This is a genomic window from Streptomyces sp. NPDC020801 (assembly GCF_044334385.1).
Lineage (GTDB): Bacteria > Actinomycetota > Actinomycetes > Streptomycetales > Streptomycetaceae > Streptomyces.
In genome coordinates this window covers 187732-209134 of sequence record NZ_JBIRST010000016.1, presented here as the reverse complement: position 1 = coordinate 209134, position 21403 = coordinate 187732, and the positions used below count along the sequence as shown (strand labels likewise).

General features: G+C 73.9%; 16 protein-coding genes and 2 pseudogenes. 8 read left to right on the top strand and 10 right to left on the bottom strand.

The annotated features are described in order from the left end of the window. Window positions 1-6 precede the first annotated feature (6 nt). Window positions 7-1389 (top strand): glycosyltransferase 87 family protein, encoded by a 1383-nt coding sequence (locus ACH4UM_RS29315; RefSeq protein WP_398185576.1) that lies wholly within the window; start codon window positions 7-9, stop codon window positions 1387-1389. Between the two features lie 11 nt (window positions 1390-1400). Here the strand turns inward: ACH4UM_RS29315 and ACH4UM_RS29310 are convergent. From ACH4UM_RS29310 to ACH4UM_RS29300, 3 genes and pseudogenes are all read right to left on the bottom strand, one after another. Continuing rightward, window positions 1401-2255, bottom strand: a pseudogene (locus ACH4UM_RS29310) (D-alanyl-D-alanine carboxypeptidase family protein); the annotation flags it as partial. Window positions 2256-2393: 138 nt separating this feature from the next. Continuing rightward, entirely contained in the window at window positions 2394-3551 is a 1158-nt protein-coding gene (rho, locus tag ACH4UM_RS29305; RefSeq protein WP_398185573.1) for a transcription termination factor Rho, read from the bottom strand. A 299-nt stretch (window positions 3552-3850) separates the two neighbouring features. After that, entirely contained in the window at window positions 3851-4678 is an 828-nt protein-coding gene (locus tag ACH4UM_RS29300; protein ID WP_398185570.1) for a class I SAM-dependent methyltransferase, read from the bottom strand. Window positions 4679-4851: 173 nt separating this feature from the next. Between ACH4UM_RS29300 and ACH4UM_RS29295 the strand changes: the two genes are divergently transcribed. Beyond that, complete coding sequence (locus tag ACH4UM_RS29295; RefSeq protein WP_398185612.1) at window positions 4852-6081, top strand: cytochrome P450; 1230 nt, start codon at window positions 4852-4854, stop codon at window positions 6079-6081. Between the two features lie 60 nt (window positions 6082-6141). Next, the gene (locus ACH4UM_RS29290; RefSeq protein ID WP_398185568.1) at window positions 6142-6867 is read left to right on the top strand and encodes a class I SAM-dependent methyltransferase; all 726 of its coding nucleotides are present in this window, start codon (window positions 6142-6144) and stop codon (window positions 6865-6867) included. Window positions 6868-6915: 48 nt separating this feature from the next. On the opposite strand, the gene ACH4UM_RS29285 is transcribed toward ACH4UM_RS29290, so the two are convergent. From ACH4UM_RS29285 to ACH4UM_RS29270, 4 genes are all read right to left on the bottom strand, one after another. After that, the gene (locus tag ACH4UM_RS29285; protein ID WP_398185565.1) at window positions 6916-7716 is read right to left on the bottom strand and encodes a GntR family transcriptional regulator; all 801 of its coding nucleotides are present in this window, start codon (window positions 7714-7716) and stop codon (window positions 6916-6918) included. Between the two features lie 131 nt (window positions 7717-7847). Then, entirely contained in the window at window positions 7848-9014 is a 1167-nt protein-coding gene (locus ACH4UM_RS29280) for a serine hydrolase domain-containing protein (RefSeq protein ID WP_398185563.1), read from the bottom strand. Window positions 9015-9123: 109 nt separating this feature from the next. Further along, entirely contained in the window at window positions 9124-10092 is a 969-nt protein-coding gene (locus tag ACH4UM_RS29275) for an acetylxylan esterase (RefSeq protein ID WP_398185560.1), read from the bottom strand. 507 nt (window positions 10093-10599) lie between these two features. After that, window positions 10600-11004, bottom strand: coding sequence for a MarR family winged helix-turn-helix transcriptional regulator (locus tag ACH4UM_RS29270; protein WP_398185609.1), 405 nt, complete (start codon window positions 11002-11004; stop codon window positions 10600-10602). 472 nt (window positions 11005-11476) lie between these two features. On the opposite strand from ACH4UM_RS29270, the gene ACH4UM_RS29265 reads away from it, so the two are divergent. After that, window positions 11477-12328, top strand: coding sequence for a putative protein N(5)-glutamine methyltransferase (locus tag ACH4UM_RS29265; RefSeq protein WP_398185557.1), 852 nt, complete (start codon window positions 11477-11479; stop codon window positions 12326-12328). Between the two features lie 180 nt (window positions 12329-12508). Here the strand turns inward: ACH4UM_RS29265 and ACH4UM_RS29260 are convergent, their stop codons facing one another. Next, entirely contained in the window at window positions 12509-14587 is a 2079-nt protein-coding gene (locus ACH4UM_RS29260) for a SpoIIE family protein phosphatase (protein WP_398185554.1), read from the bottom strand. 298 nt (window positions 14588-14885) lie between these two features. Here ACH4UM_RS29260 and ACH4UM_RS29255 point away from each other — a divergent pair, with 298 nt between their 5' ends. The 3 genes and pseudogenes from ACH4UM_RS29255 to ACH4UM_RS29245 all read left to right on the top strand — a co-directional run. After that, window positions 14886-15257, top strand: coding sequence for a hypothetical protein (locus tag ACH4UM_RS29255; protein ID WP_398185551.1), 372 nt, complete (start codon window positions 14886-14888; stop codon window positions 15255-15257). A gap of 178 nt (window positions 15258-15435) precedes the next feature. Further along, window positions 15436-17451 carry an FAD-dependent oxidoreductase gene (locus tag ACH4UM_RS29250; RefSeq protein WP_398185549.1) on the top strand — a complete coding sequence of 672 codons (2016 nt, stop codon included), beginning with the start codon at window positions 15436-15438 and terminating at the stop codon, window positions 17449-17451. A gap of 217 nt (window positions 17452-17668) precedes the next feature. Continuing rightward, window positions 17669-18211: pseudogene (locus ACH4UM_RS29245) on the top strand (PadR family transcriptional regulator); the annotation flags it as partial. Window positions 18212-18370: 159 nt separating this feature from the next. Here ACH4UM_RS29245 and ACH4UM_RS29240 read toward each other — a convergent pair. Further along, on the bottom strand, window positions 18371-18907 hold the full coding sequence (locus ACH4UM_RS29240; RefSeq protein WP_398185546.1) for a hypothetical protein: 537 nt from the start codon (window positions 18905-18907) through the stop codon (window positions 18371-18373). A gap of 210 nt (window positions 18908-19117) precedes the next feature. After that, complete coding sequence (locus tag ACH4UM_RS29235) at window positions 19118-20098, bottom strand: fibronectin type III domain-containing protein (RefSeq protein ID WP_398185543.1); 981 nt, start codon at window positions 20096-20098, stop codon at window positions 19118-19120. 421 nt (window positions 20099-20519) lie between these two features. Here ACH4UM_RS29235 and ACH4UM_RS29230 point away from each other — a divergent pair, with 421 nt between their 5' ends. Then, window positions 20520-21239, top strand: coding sequence for a glycoside hydrolase family 75 protein (locus ACH4UM_RS29230; RefSeq protein WP_398185540.1), 720 nt, complete (start codon window positions 20520-20522; stop codon window positions 21237-21239). Window positions 21240-21403: the final 164 nt, after the last annotated feature.

The window sequence follows — 21403 nt, the reverse complement described above, 5'->3', positions numbered from 1 at the left end:
CGCGGCATGAGGGTGTTCCGTCCCGGCGGCCCGCGTACAGGCCGCGGACGCCTGCTGCTGGTTCTCGCCCCGGCCGTCGCCGTCACCGCTTTCACGGCGACCGTACCGCTGCTGCGCGACTGGTTCGACCTGCGGGTCTACTACGGCGCCGTCGGCAGCTGGGTCCACCACGGCGGCCGGATCTACGACTACGTGGTGCCGGGGACGACGTACGGCTTCACCTATCCGCCGTTCGCCGCGGTCTGCATGCTGCCGATGGCCGTGGTCGGCTGGCACACCGCCGTCGCCGTCACCCTGCTGCTGAACCTCGCCGCCCTGGCCGTGGTGCTGCGCCTGCTGGCCGGACGGCGGTGGCGGCGGCACGGCCGGTTCCGCTGGGCGGTGGCCCTCTGCCTGCTCGCGCTGTTCGAACCGCTCCGTGACACCGTCAGTTTCGGCCAGGTCAACCTCCTGCTGCTGGCCCTGGTCCTGGCCGACGGCCGGCTGCTGGCCACCGGCCGGACCCGCTGGGCGGGCGCGGGGACCGGACTCGCCGCGGCGATCAAGCTCACGCCCGCCCTGTTCATCGGCCTGCTCCTGGTGGCCCGGCGGTGGCGGGCCGCCGCCGTGGCCACCGCGGTCGCCTTCGTGGCCACCGCACTTGCCGCCTGGGCGGACCCGGACGCCTCCCGCTTCTACTGGACCGAGGCGATGTGGGACACCGGCCGGGTCGGGCGTCTGGCCTACGTCTCCAACCAGTCGGTGCAGGGCATCCTGGCCCGACTGGGCGAAACCGGCCGCCCGGCCTGGGCGTTGGCGGTGCTGGCGGTGCTGGCCGTGTGGGTGTGGCGGACCCGCCGGGCGGTGGTGTGCGGCGACTGGCGGGCGGCGTTCGCGCTCACCGGGGCGGCGGCCTGCCTGGTCAGCCCGATCACCTGGGTGCACCACCTGGTGTGGCTGCTGCCATCGTTCGCCGTGCTGCTGCGCGCGGGCAGACGGCGCATCGCGGCCGCCGTGTACGCGGTGCTGTGCAGCAGTGTGGTGTGGCTGTGGTTCGACGACCCCTCCGGCCTCGACGGCTTCCTCGGCGGCAACGCCTACGCCTGGATCACGCTCGGTCTGCTGCTCGGGCTGCCGGCCGGTCAGTCGCGGGCGAGCCGGCCGCCCCTGAACGACAGGCCGAGCAGGAGGGCTGCCGCGCCCAGACCGACGGCGCCGGCGATGGCTCCGGTCTCCGGCCAGTCCGACTCCTTCGGGGCCGCGGCGGCCGTCGCCACGACCGTCGGGCCGTGCGCCGGCGGGCGCAGCGCGTCGAGCGAACCGACCGGGTCCACGTGCCCGGCGGCGGCGAATCCCCAGTCCAGCAGCTCGCGGGCCTCCTCGTACACCGCCAAGCCGCCGCCGTCCTGAGGGTTCATCACGGTGACGACGAGGGTGCGCCCGTCCCGGCGGGCCGCCGAGACCAGCGTGTTGCCCGCGTTGCTGGTGTAGCCGTTCTTGATGCCGAGCAGCCCGGGATACGGCGCCACGCCGTCGGCGCCGGTCAGCAGCCGGTTGGTGTTGGCGATCTCGTAGGTCCCGCCGTCGCCGGGGAAGGCGGCCCGAGCGGTGGAGCAGTAGCGGGCGAAGTCCGGGTTGCGCAGTCCGGCCCGCCCGAACACGGCCAGGTCGTAGGCCGAGGAGACCTGCCCGTCGGCGTCGTAGCCGTCGGGCGAGACGACATGGGTGTCCAGGGCGCCCAGGGCGCGGGCCTTGGCCTGCATCTGCCGGGCCGTGTGGGTCCAGCCGCCGTTGAGCGAGGCGAGCACGTGCACCGCGTCGTTGCCGGAGTTGAGGAAGACCCCGCGCCACAGGTCGGCCACCTGGTACGTATGTCCCTCGGTGACCCCGACCAGGCTGCTGCCGGGGCCGATCCCGGTCAGCTCCTGCCCGCTGACGGTGTGCCGGACGCCGCCGGGGAAGGCGGGGAGCACGGTCAGCGCGAACAGGGTCTTGAGGGTGCTGGCGGGCGGCAGCTTCTCGTGCGCGTCGTGCGCGGCGAGCACCTCGCCGGTGGACGCATCGGCGACCAGCCAGGACAGCGCGGAGACGTCCGGCACCTCGGGCGCCCCGGCGCGGGGCCGGACCTGCGTGCCCTCGCGCTGCAGCACGGCGGGCTGGGGTACCGCCGCCTTCTGCCGGCCCGGCGCGCCCGGGCCCGCTTCGGCCCGCCCCAGGGCCGCTACCGGCGAGGACAGTGCGAGCACGCCTGCCGCGCAGAGGGTGCAGGCCGACATGGCAGTCCTGGAAGTAAATCTGATCGTCATACCGCAAACCTAGGAAGGGTTTGGGGGAAGCGCGACGCTGCCGAGGGCCGAACGGGCTGCGCGAGCACCCGGATGCCCTAGTGGGCGGCCGTGCCGTCCGCACCGGGCCTAGGCGCGCTGACCGGTGGGCAGCGTCGGCTGGACGCGGCGCAGGAACGTGGCGTTGTCCGGCGTTTCGCGCAGCCGCTCCAGGAGAGTCTCCAGGCCGGCCTGGCCGTCCCTGGTCTGCAGGACGCGGCGCAGACCGTGGGTCGTGGTCAGTTCGGCGGGGGACAGGAGCAGTTCCTCGCGACGGGTGCCGGAGGAGTTGATGTCGACGGCGGGGAAGACGCGGCGGGAGGCGAGTTCGCGGCTGAGCCGGAGCTCCATGTTGCCGGTGCCCTTCAGCTCCTCGAAGAAGAAGTCGTCGGCGCGGGAGCCGGTCTCCACCAGCGCGGTGGCGAGGATGGTCAGCGAGCCGCCCTCCTCGGCCAGGCGCGCGGCGCCGAAGAGCCGCTTGGGGCCGTGCAGCGCGGCCGCGTCGACGCCGCCGCTGAGGGTGCGGCCGCCCGCGGCGGCCGCGTTGTTGTGGGCCCGGCACAGCCGGGTCAGGGAGTCCAGCAGGATCACGACGTCCTCACCGGCCTCGACCAGCCGTTTGGCCCGCTCGACGACCAGTTCGGCGAGTGCGATGTGCTGCCTTGGCGCCCGGTCGAAGGTCGAGGCGTACACCTCGCCGCGCACGGAGCGCCGCATGTCGGTGACCTCCTCGGGTCGCTCGTCCAGCAGCACGACCATCAGACGGCACTCGGGGTGGTTGCCGGCGACGGCGGCCGCGGTCTGCTGGAGCAGCACGGTCTTGCCGGTCTTGGGCGGGGCCACGACGAGCCCGCGCTGGCCCTTGCCGATGGGCGCCATCAGGTCGGTGACGCGGCCGGTCAGGCCGGCGGCGGGGTGTTCGAGGCGGAGCCGCTCGCGCGGATGCAGCGGGGTCAGGTCGTGGAAGTGACGGCGGCCCCGGAGCTCGTCCGGGGTGCGGCCACCCACCCGCGTGATCTCGGTGAGGGCGTGCTTGGCGCCCCGCACCCCGTCGACCAGGTCGCCCTTGCGCAGCCCGTGGCGGCGGATCAGCGCGGGGGAGACCTCCGGGTCGGAGGGCGTGGGCAGGCAGTCAGGGCCGCGCAGCCGGCCCTTCCCGCTCGCGTCGATGTCCAGGACACCGGTGGCGAGCCGGGCGGCCGGAGACGGCTGCTGCCGTACCGGAGGGTGTTCGAGTGTGGTGGTCATGGAGGGGAGTCCTTTCGCGGACGATGGCACGAGGCAGGCGAGGGGAAGGGGAGAAGCCGCGAGCGGGGAGGCATGGAGCAGGGGCCTTCCGGCGGCGGGGAACACCACCTCGGGGTACGGCGACCTCGGACACGGTGGAACGTGCTGCTCACGAGGTGGTGGCAGGAAGCCGACACGCCGCCCGGGCGGCGGATGGATCGGCGAACTGAAGGAGAACTCGCACCGGCGCCTACGACGGCGTACACAGGTGCTGGATGCACTCTACCACCCGGGGCGCGAGTGCGGGGCGGAACGGTGGTTCAGCGGGTCGCCAGCAGACCGTACAGGAGCGGGATCCTGGGGGCGGGCAACCGCCACCAGCCGGTGGGTGTGCGGATCATCTGCGGCCAGCGCTGCCAGGGCAGTTCGTCGCACTCGCGCAGTCGCCGGACGGTCAGTCCCGCACCGGTCAGCGCGTCGACGACCTCCCCTATTCCGTGCATCCACTCGTAGCTGTCGGTCGCGCCCTCCACGGCCGGCCCGTCGGTGTACGTGTACGTCGCGTCCCGGTGGACGGGGCCGTTCCCGCCCAGGTAGTCGTGGCGCAGCAGCAGTTCGGGACCTTCGCCCGGGGCGGGTGTCGGGCCCAGCGCGTTCAGCAGTGGATGGAACTCGACCACGTACAGCCGGCCGCCGGGGCGCAGCAGGCGGGTCACGACGTCCGCCCAGCGCGCCAGATCGGGCAGGTAGCACAGAGCGCCCTTGCCGGTGTACACCACGTCGAAGCGCCGTTGCCCGAGCGCCGTGACGGCGTCGTACACGTTCGCCCGCACATACGTCACCCCGAGCCCCGCGCGGGCCGCGATGTCGCCGGCGGCCGTGACGGACGCCGGCGAGAAGTCGAGCCCCACGGCGCGCGCGCCGCGCCGCGCGAAGGCGAGCGTCTCGGTACCCAGATGGCACTGCAGGTGCAGCACGTCGCGTCCGGTGAGTTCCCCGAGGTCCTCCCATTCGAAGGAGGCGAACCAGCGGGCGGGGTCGAGGTCCTGGTCCAGCCCGTAGAACCGGCTGGCCACGTGCACCGGCGTACGCGCGTCCCAGTTCTCCCGGTTGGCCCGCATCAACCGCTCGTGCTCGTCGATGGTCATGGGGACATCCAACCCCGAACAGGCGGCGGCCGCAGGCAGGCGACGCCGGAACGGCCGGATCGACTGGTGCTGTCCCCGCCGCGGCGAGCGGGCACAATCGATCAGCCCAGGCCGCAACCCGGCCCCGACACACAGGAGTCACCGTGGAGACATCCCGTCCCGCGCCGCACCGCATGGACCCCGCCGGCGGCTGTCCGCACGCCGTCAACGCGCGGTTGCTCGGCCGGGGCGCCGTCGCGCCCGTCGTTCTGCCCGGGGAGGTCGAGGGGGCGGTCGTCCTCGGGCACGAGGCGCTGAGGGAGTTCCTCGCGCACCCCGATGTCGCCAAGGACGCACGGCACTTCACCGCCCTGCGGGAAGGGCGGATCGCCGAAGGGTGGCCCCTGACGACCTTCGCCACCGTGCGGGGGATGACCACGGCGGACGGGGCGGACCACCGGCGGCTGCGGTCGCTGGTGAGCCGGGCGTTCACCGCACGGCGTGTCGAGGAACTACGGCCGCGGATCGAGGAGTTGACCACCCGGCTGCTGGACGGCCTGTCCCGTGCCGCCGAGTCCGCGGACGGAACCGCCGATCTGCGGCGGCACTTCGCGCTGCCCCTGCCGATGTCCGTCATAGGTGAGCTGCTGGGGGTCGGCCCCGAGCACCGCGACCGTCTGCACCACCTGTCCAGCCGGGTCGTCGCCACCGGCACCGGGCCCGAGCAGGCCGTCGCCGCCAACCGGGAACTCCTGGCCGTGCTCGGCGCGATCGCGGCCGCCAAGGCCGAACGGCCCGGCGACGACCTCACCAGCGCGCTGATCGCCGCCCGGGAGGAGGACGGCGACCGGCTCAGCCACGAGGAGCTGATCGGCACCCTGGTCCTGATGATCGTCGCCGGACACGAGACCACGCTGAACCTGATCACCAATGCGGTGCGGGCCCTGTGCGGCCACCGAGACCAGCTCGGCCTGGTGCGCAGGGGGGAGGCGAACTGGGGTGACGTCGTGGAGGAGACGCTCCGCTGGGACGCGCCCGTCAGCTACTTCCCCTTCCGCTATCCCGTCCGGGACCTGACCGTCGCCGGCACGGTCGTCCCCCGGGGGACGCCCGTCCTCGCCGGCTACTCCGCCGCCGGGCGCGACCGCGCCGCACACGGTCCGGACGCCGACCGGTTCGACGTCACCCGAGCCGCACGCCCCGGAGCCGTCCGGCATCTGTCGCTCGGCCATGGCGCGCACTACTGCCTGGGCGCCCCGCTGGCCCGGCTGGAGGCCACCGTCGCACTGGAGCGGCTCTTCACCCGCTTCCCCGCCCTCGACCTCGCCGTGCCCGACGGCGAACTCGTCCGCCACGCCGGCTTCGTGGGCAACAGCGTGCGGGCGCTCCCGGTGCGGCTGGGGGCGGAAGCCGTGAGCCCGTGATCCGGCCCCTGCGCCGCCCGCCGCTGTGTGCCGGGAACCCGGGTGTCTAAGCTGAACCCGATGTACGGTCCCGAAGGTCCCAGCCTGCGTGAGCTCGCCGTCCAGGCGCTGTCGTCGGTCGAGCGTGGCTACGACCTGCTCGCGCCGAAGTTCGACCACACCCCCTTCCGGACCCCCGACCCGGTGCTGGACGCGGTGGCGGCGGCACTGGAGCGGCTCGGGCCGTTCGGCGACGGACTCGACCTGTGCTGCGGGACCGGCGCCGGGCTCGACGTGCTGGCACGGGTGTGCCGGGGGAGCGTCACGGGGGTCGACTTCAGCGCGGGGATGCTCGCCGTCGCCCGGGAGCACGCCCCGGCCGCCGGGCCCCGGGTCGCCCGGGTGCGCGGGGACGCCCGTGCCCTGCCGTTCACCGCCGCCTTCGACCTCGTCGTCAGCTTCGGCGCGCTGGGGCACTTCCTGCAGGGCGAGCTGCCCGGGCTCTTCCGCGGCGTCCACTCGGTGCTGCGGCCGGGCGGGCTGTTCGCGTTCCCGGTGTTCGCTCCGCCGCGCCCCCGCTCCAGGGCGTTCTGGACGCTGCTCGGCTTCGACGCGGTGATGCGCGTGCGCAACGCGGTGTGGCGGCCGCCCTTCGTCATGTACTACCGCGCCTTCCGCTTCGGCGACGTGCGGCGGGAACTGGAGCGGGCCGGCTTCCGGGTGGAGCTGTACGCCCTGCCCGAGTTCGGCCGGCGCGCCGACGGCAGCCCGCGCGGCCGGATGATCGCGGCACGCCGGCTGCCGTGACGGCAGCCGGCCGCCGTCACGGGCCGGCCCTGCGCCGCCCGGCCCGCCTCAGACCGCGGCCGGCAGGGTGAACTCGTAGACGAGCGCGTCCTGCCGGGCGTCCACGATCAGGTCGGTGATCTCCAGAGGACGTGCGTACTGGTCGTGGACGCGCCGGGTCACGCGGACCGAGGGGCCGTCCGCGAGCCGGGTGATCGAGTCCCGGTGGTGGAGGGTCAGGCCCGCCCGGCGCATCCAGTCGTAGGCCCGTCGCAGCTGTGCGGCGCCCGAGCCGTCGGCGCGGTCGCGATAGCGGCCCAGCTCCTCCACCTCGGCGAGGGCGATGGCGGAGAAGGACGTCACCGCCGTGCGCAGCCCGGTGCCGTCGGCCGCCGCGGAACGGTAGCGGTGCACCAGGGTCGGCCGGAGCGGGGCGAGTCCCAGGGCGGCGGCGTGCTCCGGCGGGGGTGTCTCCCATGTCACCGTGGCCCGGTCGCAGGCGCCCGGGTCGGTGGCCCGGGCGCCCACCGGGAAGGTCAGGGTGGAGGGCGCCTCGACGGGCAGCCCGGGCAGCGTGACGTGGCTGCCCCGCCGGTCGGTGGCGATCAGCCCGTCCCGGCGCAGCACCTCCAGCGCCTGCCGTACCGTCTCCCGGCTGACCCCGAAGTGCACGGCCAACTGCCTTTCGCTCGGCAGCCGTTCGCCGGGCGAAGCGGTGCCGTCGCGCAGCTCGCCGAGCAGCTTCGTGGCGACCTTCCAGTAAAGGGGCCGTTCCTCTGCCGGACCCGGCGGGGGCGGGCAGCCCGGGGCCGGCCCCTGCGCGGGCGTTCCCAGCGTCGTCGGGTGGTTGTGCGGGGTGGTGCGGGCCATGCCGCGCCTCCTGGTTGGTGACGTACCGTAGCCGTGCGGGCTCGTTGCGCCACCAGGTCTAACATTGGTCTAAACCAGCAGGGAAGCCCGGTTCCGCACTTCGGCCGAAACCCGTCCGGCCCCTCCGCCGCTCACAGCGCGCCGTACAGGGCGTCGATCAGCGCCGTCTTCCTTGGGTCGTCGGCGATATGAGGGCCCATCCGGTTCATCACGTAGCCCAGCGACACCCCCGCCTCCGGGTCGGCCAGACCGCAGGAGCCGCCGAAGCCGTCGTGTCCGAAAGCCCGCGGGTTGGGCCCGTAGGAGCGGTTCGGGCCGCTGAGCCACAGCCCGAGCCCGATCTCGGTCTCCCTTTCGAACCCGGCGCCCAGCACCAGGTCGCGGCAGCTGCCCTGCCCCTCGCGGACCCGCTCTGCGGCCTCGGGGGACAGGACGCGCCGGCCGCCGTACGTGCCACGCCCGGCGAAGACGCCATACAGCGCGGCGACGGCCCGGGCGGTGCCGTGACCGTTGGCCGCGGGGATCTCCGCGGCCCGCCACTCGGGTGTGTTCGCCTCGGCGGCCCCCGCGACCGGATTGGTCAGCGCGGCGATGGCCGCGGGCGACAACTGACTGAGGATCGCGGCCTGTTCGCTGGTCGCCGCGGCGCGCGTGTGGACCAGCTCGGCGGCCCGCCCGGCCTCCTTCTCGGGCAGCCCGACCGTGAAGTCGATACCGAGCGGCCCGGTCACCTCCCGTTCCAGGAAAGCGCCCGGGCGCAGCCCCGAGACGCGCCGCACCACCTCGCCGACCAGGAAGCCGTAGGTCAGCGCGTGGTACCCGGACCGGGTGCCCGGCTCCCACCACGGCCGGGTCGCCGCGAGCCGCGCACAGGTCAGCTCCCAGTCGTAGAGGTCGGCGAGCGAGTGCGGCTCCCGCAGGCCGGCCAGCCCCGCCCGGTGCGACAGCAGATGCCGGATCAGCACCTTCTCCTTGCCCGCCGCGGCGAACTCGGGCCAGTACGCGGCCACCGGTGCGTCGAGGTCCAGCAGTCCGCGGTCGGCGAGAACGTGCGCGCACAGCGCGGTCGGGCCCTTGGTGGTGGACCACACGTTGACCAGTGTGTCCCGCTCCCACGGCCGGGTGCGGGCGGTGTCGGCCCAGCCGCCCCACAGGTCGACCACCGTCTCGCCGTCCACGACTACGGTCGCCGCGGCGCCCAGCTCTTCCCGGTCGCGGAAGTTCTCCTCGAACGCCGTGCGCACCGCCGTGAAGCGCGCGTCGCAGTGGCCGTGGACCTGGGGTTCGTGCTCGGACATGGGCCCTCCGTGGTCGCCGGAACCCCCGGCCGCCTCGCCGCGGCCCGGGCCCCATGAACGTACCGACTGGTCGGACTGGAGGGAAGACGCCCGGCGTGAGCCGGCCTCCTCAGGCGTACGATCGCAGCCACCGCAGCTTCGCCGCCTCCTGGTACGGGCCGCCGCCCTCGTGGCCGTTGAAGTCGTACACCTCGATGGCCTTGTCGTCGTGGGTCCAGGCGTTGAATGCGGCGAACACCGTGGAGGGCGGGCAGGTCTGGTCCTCCAGGGCCGCCGAGAAGAGGGCCGGGGCACGGCCGCGGGCCGCGAAGTGGACCCCGTCGAAGTACGACAGGGTGCGCAGCGCGTCCTCGGTGCGGCCGCGGTGGGTCTTGAGGTACAGGCCGATCTCCCGGTACGGGTGACGGTCGGTCAGGGTCGCGGCGCGCGGGTAGTCGCACAGGAACGGCACGTCGGGCGCGATCGCGGCCAGATCCGGCACCAGGCCGCCCACCGCGATGGTGATGCCGCCGCCCTGGCTCACGCCGATCGCCGCGGTCCGGGCCGGGTCGGTCAGCGGGTGCGAGCGCGCCGCCTCCACCGCGCGCACCGCGTCGGTGAACACCCGGCGGTAGTAGTAGTTCTCCGGTGCGTCCAGGCCCCGGGTCATGAAGCCGGGGTACGCCGGCGCGCCGCCCACCGGATCGCAGGTGCCGCCCCCGCCGCCCCAGGCGCTGCCCTGCCCGCGCGTGTCCATCACGAAGTGCGCCCGGCCCGTCGACGCCCACAGCAGGTGCTCGTGCGGCAGCCCGCGCCCGCCGCCGTAGCCGACGAACTCCACGACCAGCGGCAGCGGCGCGTCGACGCGGGCGGGTAGCGTCAGCCAGCCCTTGACCGGGTGGCCGCCGAAACCGGCGAAGGTCACGTCGTACACCTTCACCGTGGTCAGGCCCGTGTCCGCCAGGTCGAAGCGGGCGTCCAGGTCGTGTTCGCGGGCCTCCTGGAGGGTCTTGGACCAGAAGGCGTCGAAGTCCTCGGGCTCGGCGGACGCGCTGCGGTACCCGCGGAGCTCGTCGAGGGAGAGGTCGAACAGGGCCATCGGCAACCGCCTTTGTGGAGAGACACCGCGGTGATCACACCGTATGGCGGTGGCCGGAGGACTCGCCAGGCCTGGGTCCGCGACGAGGACCGGGGCGGAAGCGGCGTGCATCCGTGGTTGCGGCCTGCCCGCCCCCCGGGGCTCACGCCCGAGGCCCGCTCCACTGCGGTCCGGTCCGGTGCGGACCCGGTCCCGCTCCCACTCGGCCAGCCGGTGCCGCAGCGCGATCCGGCGGACGACACCGTGGCCCAGGAGGACGGCGGCGGCCGCGCCGCCCGTGGCGCATGCATACGCCGCGAGGGCGTCCTCGTCGCCATGGCGATGCGGAGGGAGAGGCTCCCCGGGGCGCGGGGCGCGGGGCGCGGGGCGCGGGGCGCGGGGCGCGGGGACGGGCGCGACGGACCTCGGGCGCGGCTTCCGGCGGCGTGAGCGCGGTGGTCCTCGGCTGCGGGTTCTTGTGGGGTGGCCGCCGCCGTCCCGGCCGTGGCGGCGCAGCCCCCGGCCGGGTCAGCCGCCGTCCCGCCGCGTCGGCCGGGGCCAGTCGTTGTAGCGGGTGAGGTAGCCCGCGAACCTTTGGAGGTCCTCCTGCGGCCAGTTCGCCAGCCGCTCCCAAAAGGCCGCCCGGCGGCTCTCGGTGACCTGGGCCAGGATGTGCCGGCCGGGGTCCGTCAGGTGCAGTACCTGGACCCGGTGGTCGTCCGGATCGGGTCGCCGCTCGATGAGCCCGGTCCGCTCCAGGGCGGCCACCTGCCGGCTGACCGTGGACTTGTCCAGTGCGTAGTGCGCGGCCAGGTCGGTCGCGCGGCAGCCGCCGCTCTCCTCCAGATGCCCGAGCAGTGTGTACGACACCAGCGACAGCTCGGGGTGCATGCGTCCCGCCGATGCGCGGGCCCGGCGGGCGAAGATCGTCATCTCGCGCTGGATGATCTCGACGGCCGTCCGGCGGGCCGCCCCGTCGCGGGGGACGCCGGACGCCCCGGGCCCTTCGGGTGCTGTCACGGAAAACCTCCCCGGCGCTCTTGGTTGCATAGTACAACCGAGTTGCTGCGCCCGGCGGTCACCGTGCCGGTGGAGCCCACACGGCTCCCGCGCTTCCACTGTGGGCGGCCGCCGGGGCCCGGACCGAAGAGGCCGGGGCCCGGGCCGAGGAGGCCGGGGCAGCCGCCGAGGAGGAGCTCGAAGAGACCGCCGGCGGCTGAGCGTTGGGATGGACGTTGAGGTAGGGTGACCTGCGGCCGTGGACGTTCCCGGCCGCAGGAAGCCGAGGAGGTGAGACCCATTACCGCTGTGTCGGCTCGGGTGCTCCCTTCTCGCCGTGGCGCGGATCACCGTCAGTAGGTGACCGCGGGAGCGCCCTTCGGCTCCCCGAAAGGTCCAGGCTTCCATGCCTTCACTTCCCCCTTCGTCTCCCCCGTCTCGCCCGGCCTCTCCTCCTTTTCGCTCGCCCTCCGCATCCTTCTCGCCGGCCGCCTTGCGGTCCGCGGTCGTCAGCGCGCTGCGCGCCGCGGGTTGCGTGTTCGCCGAGGAGGAGGCGGAGTTGATCCTCGGCGCCGCCCACACTCCCGACGAGCTCACCGCCCTGGTCGACCGGCGCGTCGCCGGGCTGCCACTCGAACAGGTCCTGGGATGGGCCGAGTTCCACGGTCTGCGCATCGCCGTGGAAACCGGCGTCTTCGTGCCCCGGCGCCGTACCGAGTTCCTGGTCGACCAGGCCCTGGCCCAGGTCCCCGACGCCTCCGTGGTGGTGGACCTGTGCTGCGGCTCGGGCGCGGTGGGCTGCGCGCTGGCGGCCGCGCTCGGCCCGGTCGACCTGCACGCCGCCGACATCGATCCGGCCGCGGTGCGCTGCGCCCGGCGCAACGTCGGCCCCGTAGTGGGCCGGGTCCACCTGGGCGACCTGTTCCGGGCACTGCCCGCCGGACTGCGCGGCCGCGTCGACATCCTGGCGGCCAACGTCCCCTACGTCCCCACGCGGGAGGTCGGTCTGCTCCCGCCGGAGGCCCGCGACCATGAACCGCTGGTGGCTCTGGACGGCGGTGCCGACGGCCTCGACGTCCTGCGCCGCGTCACCGCCGAGGCCCCCGGCTGGCTCGCGCCCGGCGGCTGCCTCCTGGCCGAGACGAGCGAACACCAGGCCCCGGCGGCCCTGGAGGCCTTCACCAGGGCAGGACTTGTGGCGCGCCTGGCCGTCTCGGAGGAGCTGTACGCGAACGTCGTGATCGGGACCAGACGCTAGTGCTGCGACCGGAAAGGTTCGCCGGCTCGCGACGCCCGGCACGGCACCTCGCCGCGTTGTCGCAGCACCCGAGTACATCCGGTACGCGGGCGATGCTCCGCCCTGCGATGCACCGCACCGGACGCCGCGGGCTTTCCGGCAAACCTTTCCGGCCACAGCACTAGGCCACCACCGCCGTTCCTACGGCAGCGCCTGCGCACGGGCGACGAGCAGGGCCACGTCGTCGTGGTTGTCCGGCTGGTGCAGCGTGCGCAGCAGGAAGTCGCAGAGCTCCTCCAGGGGCCGCGCCGGTTCGTCGAGCAGCGTCAGCAGTGTCTCCAGGCGCTCGTCCAGCGGCTCCCGGCGCGTCTCGACCAGCCCGTCGGTGTACAGCACCAGCTGGTCGCCGGGTTCCAGGTCGACGGTGGTGGTGGAGAACGGGATGCCGCCCACGCCCAGCGGGACTCCGGTGGGCAGGTCGAGCAGCTCCGCGGGGTGGCCCACGCGGACGCGGGCCGGGGGCAGGTGCCCGGCGTTGGCGATCCGGCACTGCCGCAGACGCGGGTCGTGGACGGCGTACAGACAGGTGGCGATGCAGTGGTCCAGGCCGTCGGTGATCCGGTCCAGGTGCTCCAGGAGCCGGGCCGGGTCGAGGTTGAGCGAGGCCAGTGCCTTCGTCGCGGTGCGCAGCCGTCCCATCGTGGCGGCGGCGCTGATGCCGCTGCCCATGACGTCGCCGACGACGAGCGCGGTCTTGTCGCCCTCCAGCGGGATGACGTCGAACCAGTCGCCGCCCACCTCGATGGTGGCTCCGGCGGGCTGGTAGCGGGAGGCGACCTCCAGTCCGCCCGTCACGGACGGATGGCTGGGCAGCAGACTGCGCTGGAGGGTGAGGGCGGTGTCGCGGGCGCTCTGGTACCAGCGGGCGTTGTCGATCTGCACGGCGGCCCGGGCGGCCAGCTCCCGGGCCAGCAGCACGTCGTCCTCGCTGAAGGGGTGCGGATTGCGGGTGCGCTTGAGGTCCAGCGCGCCCAGCACCTCGCCGCGCGCGATCAGCGGGACGGCCAGATACGAGTGCACACCCGCACGCCCCAGCAGCACGGCCGCCTCCGGGGACCGCGCGATCGCATTCAGGTCCTCGTCCTTCACCTGCGCCACGAGCACCGGTCGTCCGGTGCGCACGCACTCCGTGACCAGGCGGTCGGGGCCGTAGCGGGCGATCTGGCCGGGCGGGTCGGCCGCCGCCAGGGCGTCCGCGGCGTGCTCCGCCCGTACCGCCAGCGCGCGGATCACCGCCGGTTCGGCGGGCCCGAGGCTGCTGCGGCGGCCTCCGACCACGGCGTCCAGCAGGTCCACGGCCGCCACGTCGGCCAGCTCGGGCACGGCCACGTCGGCCAGCTCCCGGGCAGTGCGGTCCAGGTCCAGGGTGGTGCCGATACGGGCGGAGGCGTCGGCGATCAGGGCCAGGCGGCGGCGCGCGGTCTCCGCCTCGATGCCCGCCCGGTACTGCTCGGTGATGTCCACGACCGACACGGCCACGCCCAGCACGCTGCCGGCGGCGTCCTCCAGCCGGTACATCGAGATCGACCAGGCGTGGTCCTCGTCGGGGTCGGCCGGGGTCCGGCCGACGGCGAAGACGTCGAGGAGCGGCTGCCCGGTCTCCAGCACCCGGCGCGCCGAGGACTGCACCTCGTCGGGGTCCAGCTGCGGCAGCACCTCGCGGACCGTGCGCCCGACGTGCTCCTCGGCCGAGACGCCGTCGATGCGCTCCAGGGCCTGGTTGACCGAGACGTACCGCAGCCGGGTGTCCAGGACGGCCAGGCCGAGCGGGGACTGCGAGACGATCCGCGCCGACAGCGCCACGTCGCGCTCCAGCCGCTGGACGGTCGACTGGTCGGCGGCGAGCCCCAGCGCGTAGACGTGCCCCCGGTCGTCCAGGAGCCGCATGTTGCGGAACTCCACCAGCCGGGTGGTGCCGTCCTTGCGCCGGATGGGGAAGGCGCCCGCCCAGCCCTGACCGGTCTGCAGGACGTCGGCGAACAGCTTGACGACCAGGTCGAGGTGCTCCTCGTGGACCATGATCCGGGCCGCGTACTGGCCCAGTGCCTCCTGTGCCGAGTAGCCGAAGAGCTCCTCCGCCTGCGGGCTCCACAGCACGATGCGCCCCTGGGCGTCCAGTACCACCGAGGCCACGCCGAGCACGTCGAGCAGCCCGCTCGGCCGCACCGGTCCGCGCACCGGCTCGTCACCCTCGGCCGAGGGAGCCCCGGCTGCAGTCATCCCACGCACCGCCTTCGCCCGTCCACGCGGCCCGCCGTTCCCGTGCCGACACACCCTGTTGTACCGCGCCCGCACTCATTTACGAGACGTTCGGTGCCTGCCTCCACCATCTCTCAACACGACGGTGCCCGTCCCGCCGAGTCGCACTGGAGGACCGCCGGGGAGGGACGGCAGGTGTGGCCGGGGATGTGCGCCGCCGCCGGTGGTGCTCTCCTGGGAGGTGGTGCTTTGCTGAGGGTGGGGTGCGGCTTCGGGGGAATCCCGTGCGTACCGCACGGCCACGAGAGGAGCGATCACGATGGAAAGTGAGCAGGCGCACCCGGAGTCCGTCTCGGTGGAGCTGAGCGGATGCAGCAAGGAAGACGCCCGGATCGTGTTCGACGCCCTGTGCGCGTGCTTCTCGTCCGACCGGTGCGCGGAGGACGTGCCCCGCGACTACCACGAGGTGCGCCCCACGGTGTGGCTCGGCACCTTCGACGTGGCCGAGGCCCACAAGGCCGGGCGCGGCCCCAACCGGCTCGCGGCGTCCGTAACCGCCGACGTGCAGGGCGGCTACTGGGCGATCGACCGGTTCCGTACGACCCTGGACTCGCTCTTCACCGTCCAGGACCTGAGCACGGCCTCCGGGGACCAGGAGCGGGAGCTGCACGTCCGCCTGGAAAGCCGCTGAGGCGCCCGGCGGACGGCCCCGGCGAAGGCGCCCGCGGCCGTAGGGCCACCGGAGTGACCCGGGCCCCGGGTGGCTCCCGCGGGGCGGTACGGACACGCCGCCCAGTTTTGCAACTAGTTGCATAAAGGCCCCGTCGTCCTCTACAACTACAGGGACGACACCGCGTACGGAGGGGCCGATGAGCCGTTACCCGCACCTGCTGAGCCCGCTCGACCTGGGCTTCACCACCCTGCCCAACCGTGTCCTCATGGGCTCCATGCACGTGGGCCTGGAGGAGGCCGAGCGCGGCTTCGAGCGGATGGCGGAGTTCTACGCCGCCCGGGCCCGCGGGGGAGTGGGACTCATCGTCACCGGCGGCATCGCCCCCAACGACGAGGGGCGGCCGTACGAGGGCGGCGCGAAGCTGACCACCGAGGAGGAGGCCGAGCGGCACACGAGGGTCACCGCCGCCGTGCACCGCGAGGGCGGCCGGATAGCCCTGCAGATCCTGCACTTCGGCCGCTACGCCTACCACCGCGACCTCGTCGCCCCCAGCCGCCTCCAGGCGCCCATCAGCCCCTTCGTGCCCCGCGAGCTCACCGACGCCGACGTCGAGCGGACCATGGACGACTACGCCCGCACCGCGCGCCTGGCGAAGCAGGCCGGCTACGACGGCGTGGAGATCATGGGCTCCGAGGGCTACCTCATCAACGAGTTCATCGCCCAGCGGACCAACCACCGCACCGACCGCTGGGGCGGCTCCTACGACAACCGCATGCGCTTCCCGGTCGAGATCGTCCGCCGGGTGCGCGAGGCGGTCGGCGAGGACTTCATCGTGGTCTACCGGTTGTCCATGCTGGACCTGGTGCCGGGCGGCTCCTCCCTGGAGGAGGTCGTCCGGCTCGCGAAGGCCGTCGAGGCCGCCGGGGCGACCATCATCAACACCGGCATCGGCTGGCACGAGGCCCGCATCCCCACCATCGCCACCTCCGTGCCGCGCGGCGCCTACACCTGGGTGACCAAGAAGCTGATGGGCGCGGTCTCCGTCCCGCTCGTCACCACCAACCGCATCAACACCCCGGAACTCGCCGAGCAGTTGCTCGCCGACGGCTGCGCCGACATGGTGTCGATGGCCCGTCCGATGCTCGCCGACCCGGAGTTCGTCAACAAGGCCGCCGCCGGACGCCCCGAGGCCATCAACACCTGCATCGGCTGCAACCAGGCCTGCCTCGACCACACCTTCAGCGGGCAGCTCACCTCCTGCCTGGTCAACCCGCGCGCCTGCCACGAGACCGAGCTCGTGCTCTCCCCGACCCGGCGCCGCCTTCGTGTCGCCGTCGTCGGCGCGGGCCCGGCCGGACTCGCCTGCGCGGTGAGCGCCGCCGAACGCGGTCACCACGTCACGCTGTTCGACGCCGCGAGCGAGATCGGCGGCCAGCTCAACGTGGCCCGCAAGGTCCCCGGCAAGCAGGAGTTCGACGAGACGCTGCGCTACTTCCGCCACCAGCTCGACGCGCACGGTGTGGACGTACGCCTGAACACCTGGGCGGGCACCGACGACCTCGCCGGGTACGACGAGGTCGTCGTCGCCACCGGCGTCACCCCGCGCACCCCCGACATCCCCGGCATCGACCACCCGCGCGTCGTGGGCTATCTGGACGTGCTGCGCGACGGCGTCCCGGTCGGCGACCGGGTGGCGGTCCTCGGCGCGGGCGGCATCGGCTTCGACGTCGCCGAATACCTGACCGACGCCGGTGACAAGGCGAGCGAGGACGCGGCGGCGTACTTCCGCGCCTGGGGTGTCGACATGGACTACCGTGCGCCCGGCGGTCTCACCGAGCCCGAGCGGCCCGCCCCGCCGCGCACCGTCCACCTGCTCCAGCGCAAGACCAGCAAGGTCGGTGCCGGGCTCGGCAAGACCACCGGCTGGATCCACCGCACCGAGCTCAAGCACCGCGGCGTCACCATGGTCCCGGGCGTGCGCTACGACCGGATCGACGACGCCGGGCTGCACATCACCGTCGACGGCACGAGCTCCGTCCTGGAGGTCGACACGATCGTGCTGTGCACCGGTCAGGAGCCGCGCCGCGGGCTGTACGAGGAACTGGTCGCCGCCGGGCGCAGCGCACACCTCATCGGCGGCGCCGACGTGGCCGCCGAGCTGGACGCCAAGCGTGCCATCAAGCAGGGCACGGAGCTGGCGGCGGCCCTCTAGCGCTGTGGCCGGAAGGGTTTGCCGGAAAGCTCGCGGCGTCCGGTGCGGTGCATCGCAGGGCGGAGCATCGCCCGCGTACTGGATGTACTCGGGTGATGCGACAACGCGGCGAGGTGCCGTGCCGGGCGTCGCGGCCGGTGTGCCTTTGCGGTCGCAGCACCAGCAGCCGCACGGGCCGTACGGACTCCCCCGTGCGGCCCCTCCCTAGGATGAGCCCATGTCACTCCCGCACGCGATCCTCACCGCCCTGCTCGAGAAGCCGTCGTCGGGGCTCGAGCTGACGCGCCGCTTCGACAAGTCGATCGGTTACTTCTGGTCGGCGACGCATCAGCAGATCTATCGCGAGCTGGGAAGGCTGGAGGCCGACGGCCTGATCCGCGCCCTGCCGTCCGAGCAGCCGGCCCGCGGGCAGAAGAAGAGCTACGAGGTCCTGCCCGCCGGCCGCACCGAACTGGCCCGCTGGACCGCGGCGTCCCAGGAGCCGAGGCCGCATCGCGACGCCCTGCTGCTGCGGCTGCGCGCCGCTGCCGTGGTCGGCACCGCGGGCCTGGAGGACGACATGCGGCGCCATCTGGAGCTGCACGAGCGGCAGCTGGCCGAGTACCGGGAGATCGAGAAGCGTGACTTCCCGCCCGGCAAGGACAGTTCCCAGGACCGGCTGCAGCATCTGGTGCTGCGGGCCGGCATCGACCTGGAGACTTTCTGGACGCGGTGGCTCACGCACGCGCTGGAGGAGTTCGCCGAACTGCAGGACACCGATGGGCCTGACGCCGACGGGCCCGACGCCGATGGGCCGGACGGCGATCGGCTGGACAGCGATCGGCCGGACGGGGAGGGGCCGGACAGCGATCGGCCGGACGGCGCCCTGCCCGGGGGCGGCCCGGCCTGAGGCGGCCGCGGCCCTCGGCACCGGCTCCGCTCAGAACCGGTGCGGCTTCGCGCGGCGGCGCAGCACCCAGCCCGTGGCGATCAGCGCCAATCCCACGAACGACCCGCCCACCGCGAGGGTGACCGGGCCGTAGTCCTTGGTGCCCCCGCCGAGGCCCCCCATCACACCGCGCGACGGCGAGGATGTGGCGGATATCGTCGGCCCGGAGCCGGAGGTGACGATGATGGACTGGCTGCCCGCCGTGATCTTGTTCGCGCAGACGACGATCACGGTGTAGGTGCCCGGACTCACGCTCTGCCAGGCCGCCGACTGGCTGACGGCCGTGCCCGTCAGCGCCACCTGGCGCCCCTGGCTGAAGTTCTCCTGGCCGCTGGTGAGCAGCGAGGCCGTGCCCCAGCTGCCGTCGACCAGGGTGCACGTGCCGGTCGTGACCGACACCGTGGAGCCGCTGGTGCTCACGGAGATCCCCGGCCCGGCATGGGCCGGTCCGGCGGCGACACCGAGGGCGAGTACGGCCGCGGCAGCCGCGGCCGGTCCGGAACGGAGGAGTGGCTGAGAGTTACGCATGGGACTGCCCTCCGGCGGCACGGTCGGCGGTCCATCCCAAGTGCCGCCGGAGATAGGGGAGCGCCCGTGCTGCCTTGGGTTTCAGCCAACGTGCCCGGGCCGCTTCCCGCATGTGGGGCGCACCCGGTCGGGTGACGGGCTGCCCGCGTCCGGCGCGTTCGGGCCGTGCGCCGCGGTGTCCGGCCCCGAACACGCCGGACGCCGCGGCGCCTACGGCTGCTCCGCCGCGGTCGTCACCGTCCGCTCGGGCGAGAAGCCGCCCCAGGTGCCGTCGGGAAGCATCGCCCGGATCCGCACCCGGTAGGTGATCCGGGCGTCCCGGCCCACGTAGAAGCTGTACGAGGCCTTCCCGCTCGGGGCGGTGCCGCCCCAGACGAGGGAGGTGGCCGGCTTGCCGTCGAGCTGGATCTGGTACTGCGTCACCACCCCGTCGGTGCGCGGCGCAACCCAGCTCAGGTCGAGGTAGTACGCCCCGTCGGCACGGTGGGCCGACGCCCGGAAGGTGGTGGGTGCGGTGCCCCGGCCGTCGTCGGAGCCGGGCGGGGTGCTCAGGCGCACCGGGGCACTGGCCGGGGAGAGATTGTCGGCCGCGTCGCGGGCCCGGACAGTGAAGGAGTACCGGGTGCCCGGCCGCAGCCCCGTGACCATGGTCGCCGTCCGGCTCCCGGGGACGCTGTGGATCTTCGTGTTGCCCTGGTAGACGTCGTAGGAGACCACACCCCGGTCGTCCGTCGAGGCCGCCCAGGACAGCTGTACGGCTCTGCTGCCCACCGCCCTGCCGTGCGGTGCGAAGGGGCGGGCCGGGGGCGAGTGGTCCGCCGCGACGGTCGCCGGCGTGGACGCCCGCACCTCCTGGCCGCGCGGCCCGAGCCGGCCGTCGGTGCCGCGGGCGCGGACGGTGAAGACGTACGTCGTCGCGGGTCGGAGCCGGATGACGTCCACCATGTGCTCGGAGGCGGGCACGTCGGCCACTTCGGTGGTGCCGCGATACACCTCGTAAGCGCTGATGCCCGGCCCGCCGGACACCGCGTTCCACATGACGTGCACGCTGGTCGCGCTGCCCGCCGCGGCGGTGACGCCGGCCGGGGCCCCGGGCAGGCGGCCGCCGTTCCCGCCGCCGTCCGCTGTGCCCCGGCCCCAGGCGGCGAGCAGCACGAGCGCACCGCCGACGGCGACGACACGCCCGGACATGCGGCGACGGGGGGAATCGGGGGCGGGAACGCGTCGCACGGGGTCTTCCTCCCCTCAACGGCGGCGCGGATGGCCCGCACACCGCTGCCCAATGGTCCGGACCAATATGGCGCGACCGGCGGGCGATATCAAGAGGGCCGCCGTTGGCGGGCGCCCGGGGGGAGTTACGTATGCTGAGCTCCTGACGGCTGAACTCATCGGAAGAGTAGGCGAGTTCACGTCGTGGCGCGGATCGCTGTCGTCGCTGATGCCGCGCCCGCACGGGGGGGCCGGGGGCCGGGTCGGCAAGGGCTCCGGTCTCCGGCCCCCGAGGGGGTTACGGGCTTTGGGCCGTCCGGTCCCCTAACGTGGGCCGCGCGATCGAATTCATCATCTATGGGATGAATCGCCGTTTATATCCCCGAGGAGAGGGGTCCTCATCGTGCGTGTCCAGTCGCTGACGCTCGTCGCGGCGAGCGCCGCCCTGCTCGCCCCGACGACGCTTCCCGCCGCCCCCGTCCCCCACCACCGCTTCCACGAGAAGCGGGTGGCACACACCGGGGAAGCCGTCCGCGCCGCCGACCTGCTGGCCAAGGTGCGCGACTGCAGACCCCTCTCCCGCGGCCGCTACCGTCCCGACGCCGGCGCACGTGCCACGATCCCGGTCTGCGGCCTGCGCGGCGCCGTCTTCTGGAAGGCCGACATGGACATCGACTGCGACGGCCGGCCCACCCGCCGCTGCAACCGCCGCACGGACCCGCAGTTCTCGCCGGCCGCGGCCTACCAGCAGTCCAACGGCCGCCGTCTGAACGCCGAGCGTCTGCCCTACATCGTGCTGCCCGCCCCGAGCCCCATCTGGAACCACCGCGCCCACGGTGTCGGAGGCGGATCGGTCGCGGCCGTCGTCTACCGGGGCCGGGTGCAGTACGCGGTCGTCGGCGACACCGGCCCCCGGGAGGTCATCGGCGAGGCCTCGTACGCCACCGCCCGGTGCCTGGGGATCCCCGCCGACCCGCGCGGTGGCGGCGCACGCTCGGGCGTGACCTACATCGTCTTCAAGAACGCCAGGGTCAGCCGCATCGAGAACCACGCGGCAGCCGTGGCGACGGGTGAGCGGCTGGCCCGCCGGCTGGTGGGCGCCGGTTCCGCACGCCACGAATGAGCACCGCCGCCGGTCCTGTGCCGCGCATGGCCCAAGCCGCCCCGCCCGTCGGCGACCCGCGACCCACCGGCCGGGCGGCCGTGTACGCCACCACGGCCGGGCCGCCGTGTACGCCCCACGGCCGGGCCGCCTCCGGGCGACTCGGCCGGCCCGGCCCCGCGGTG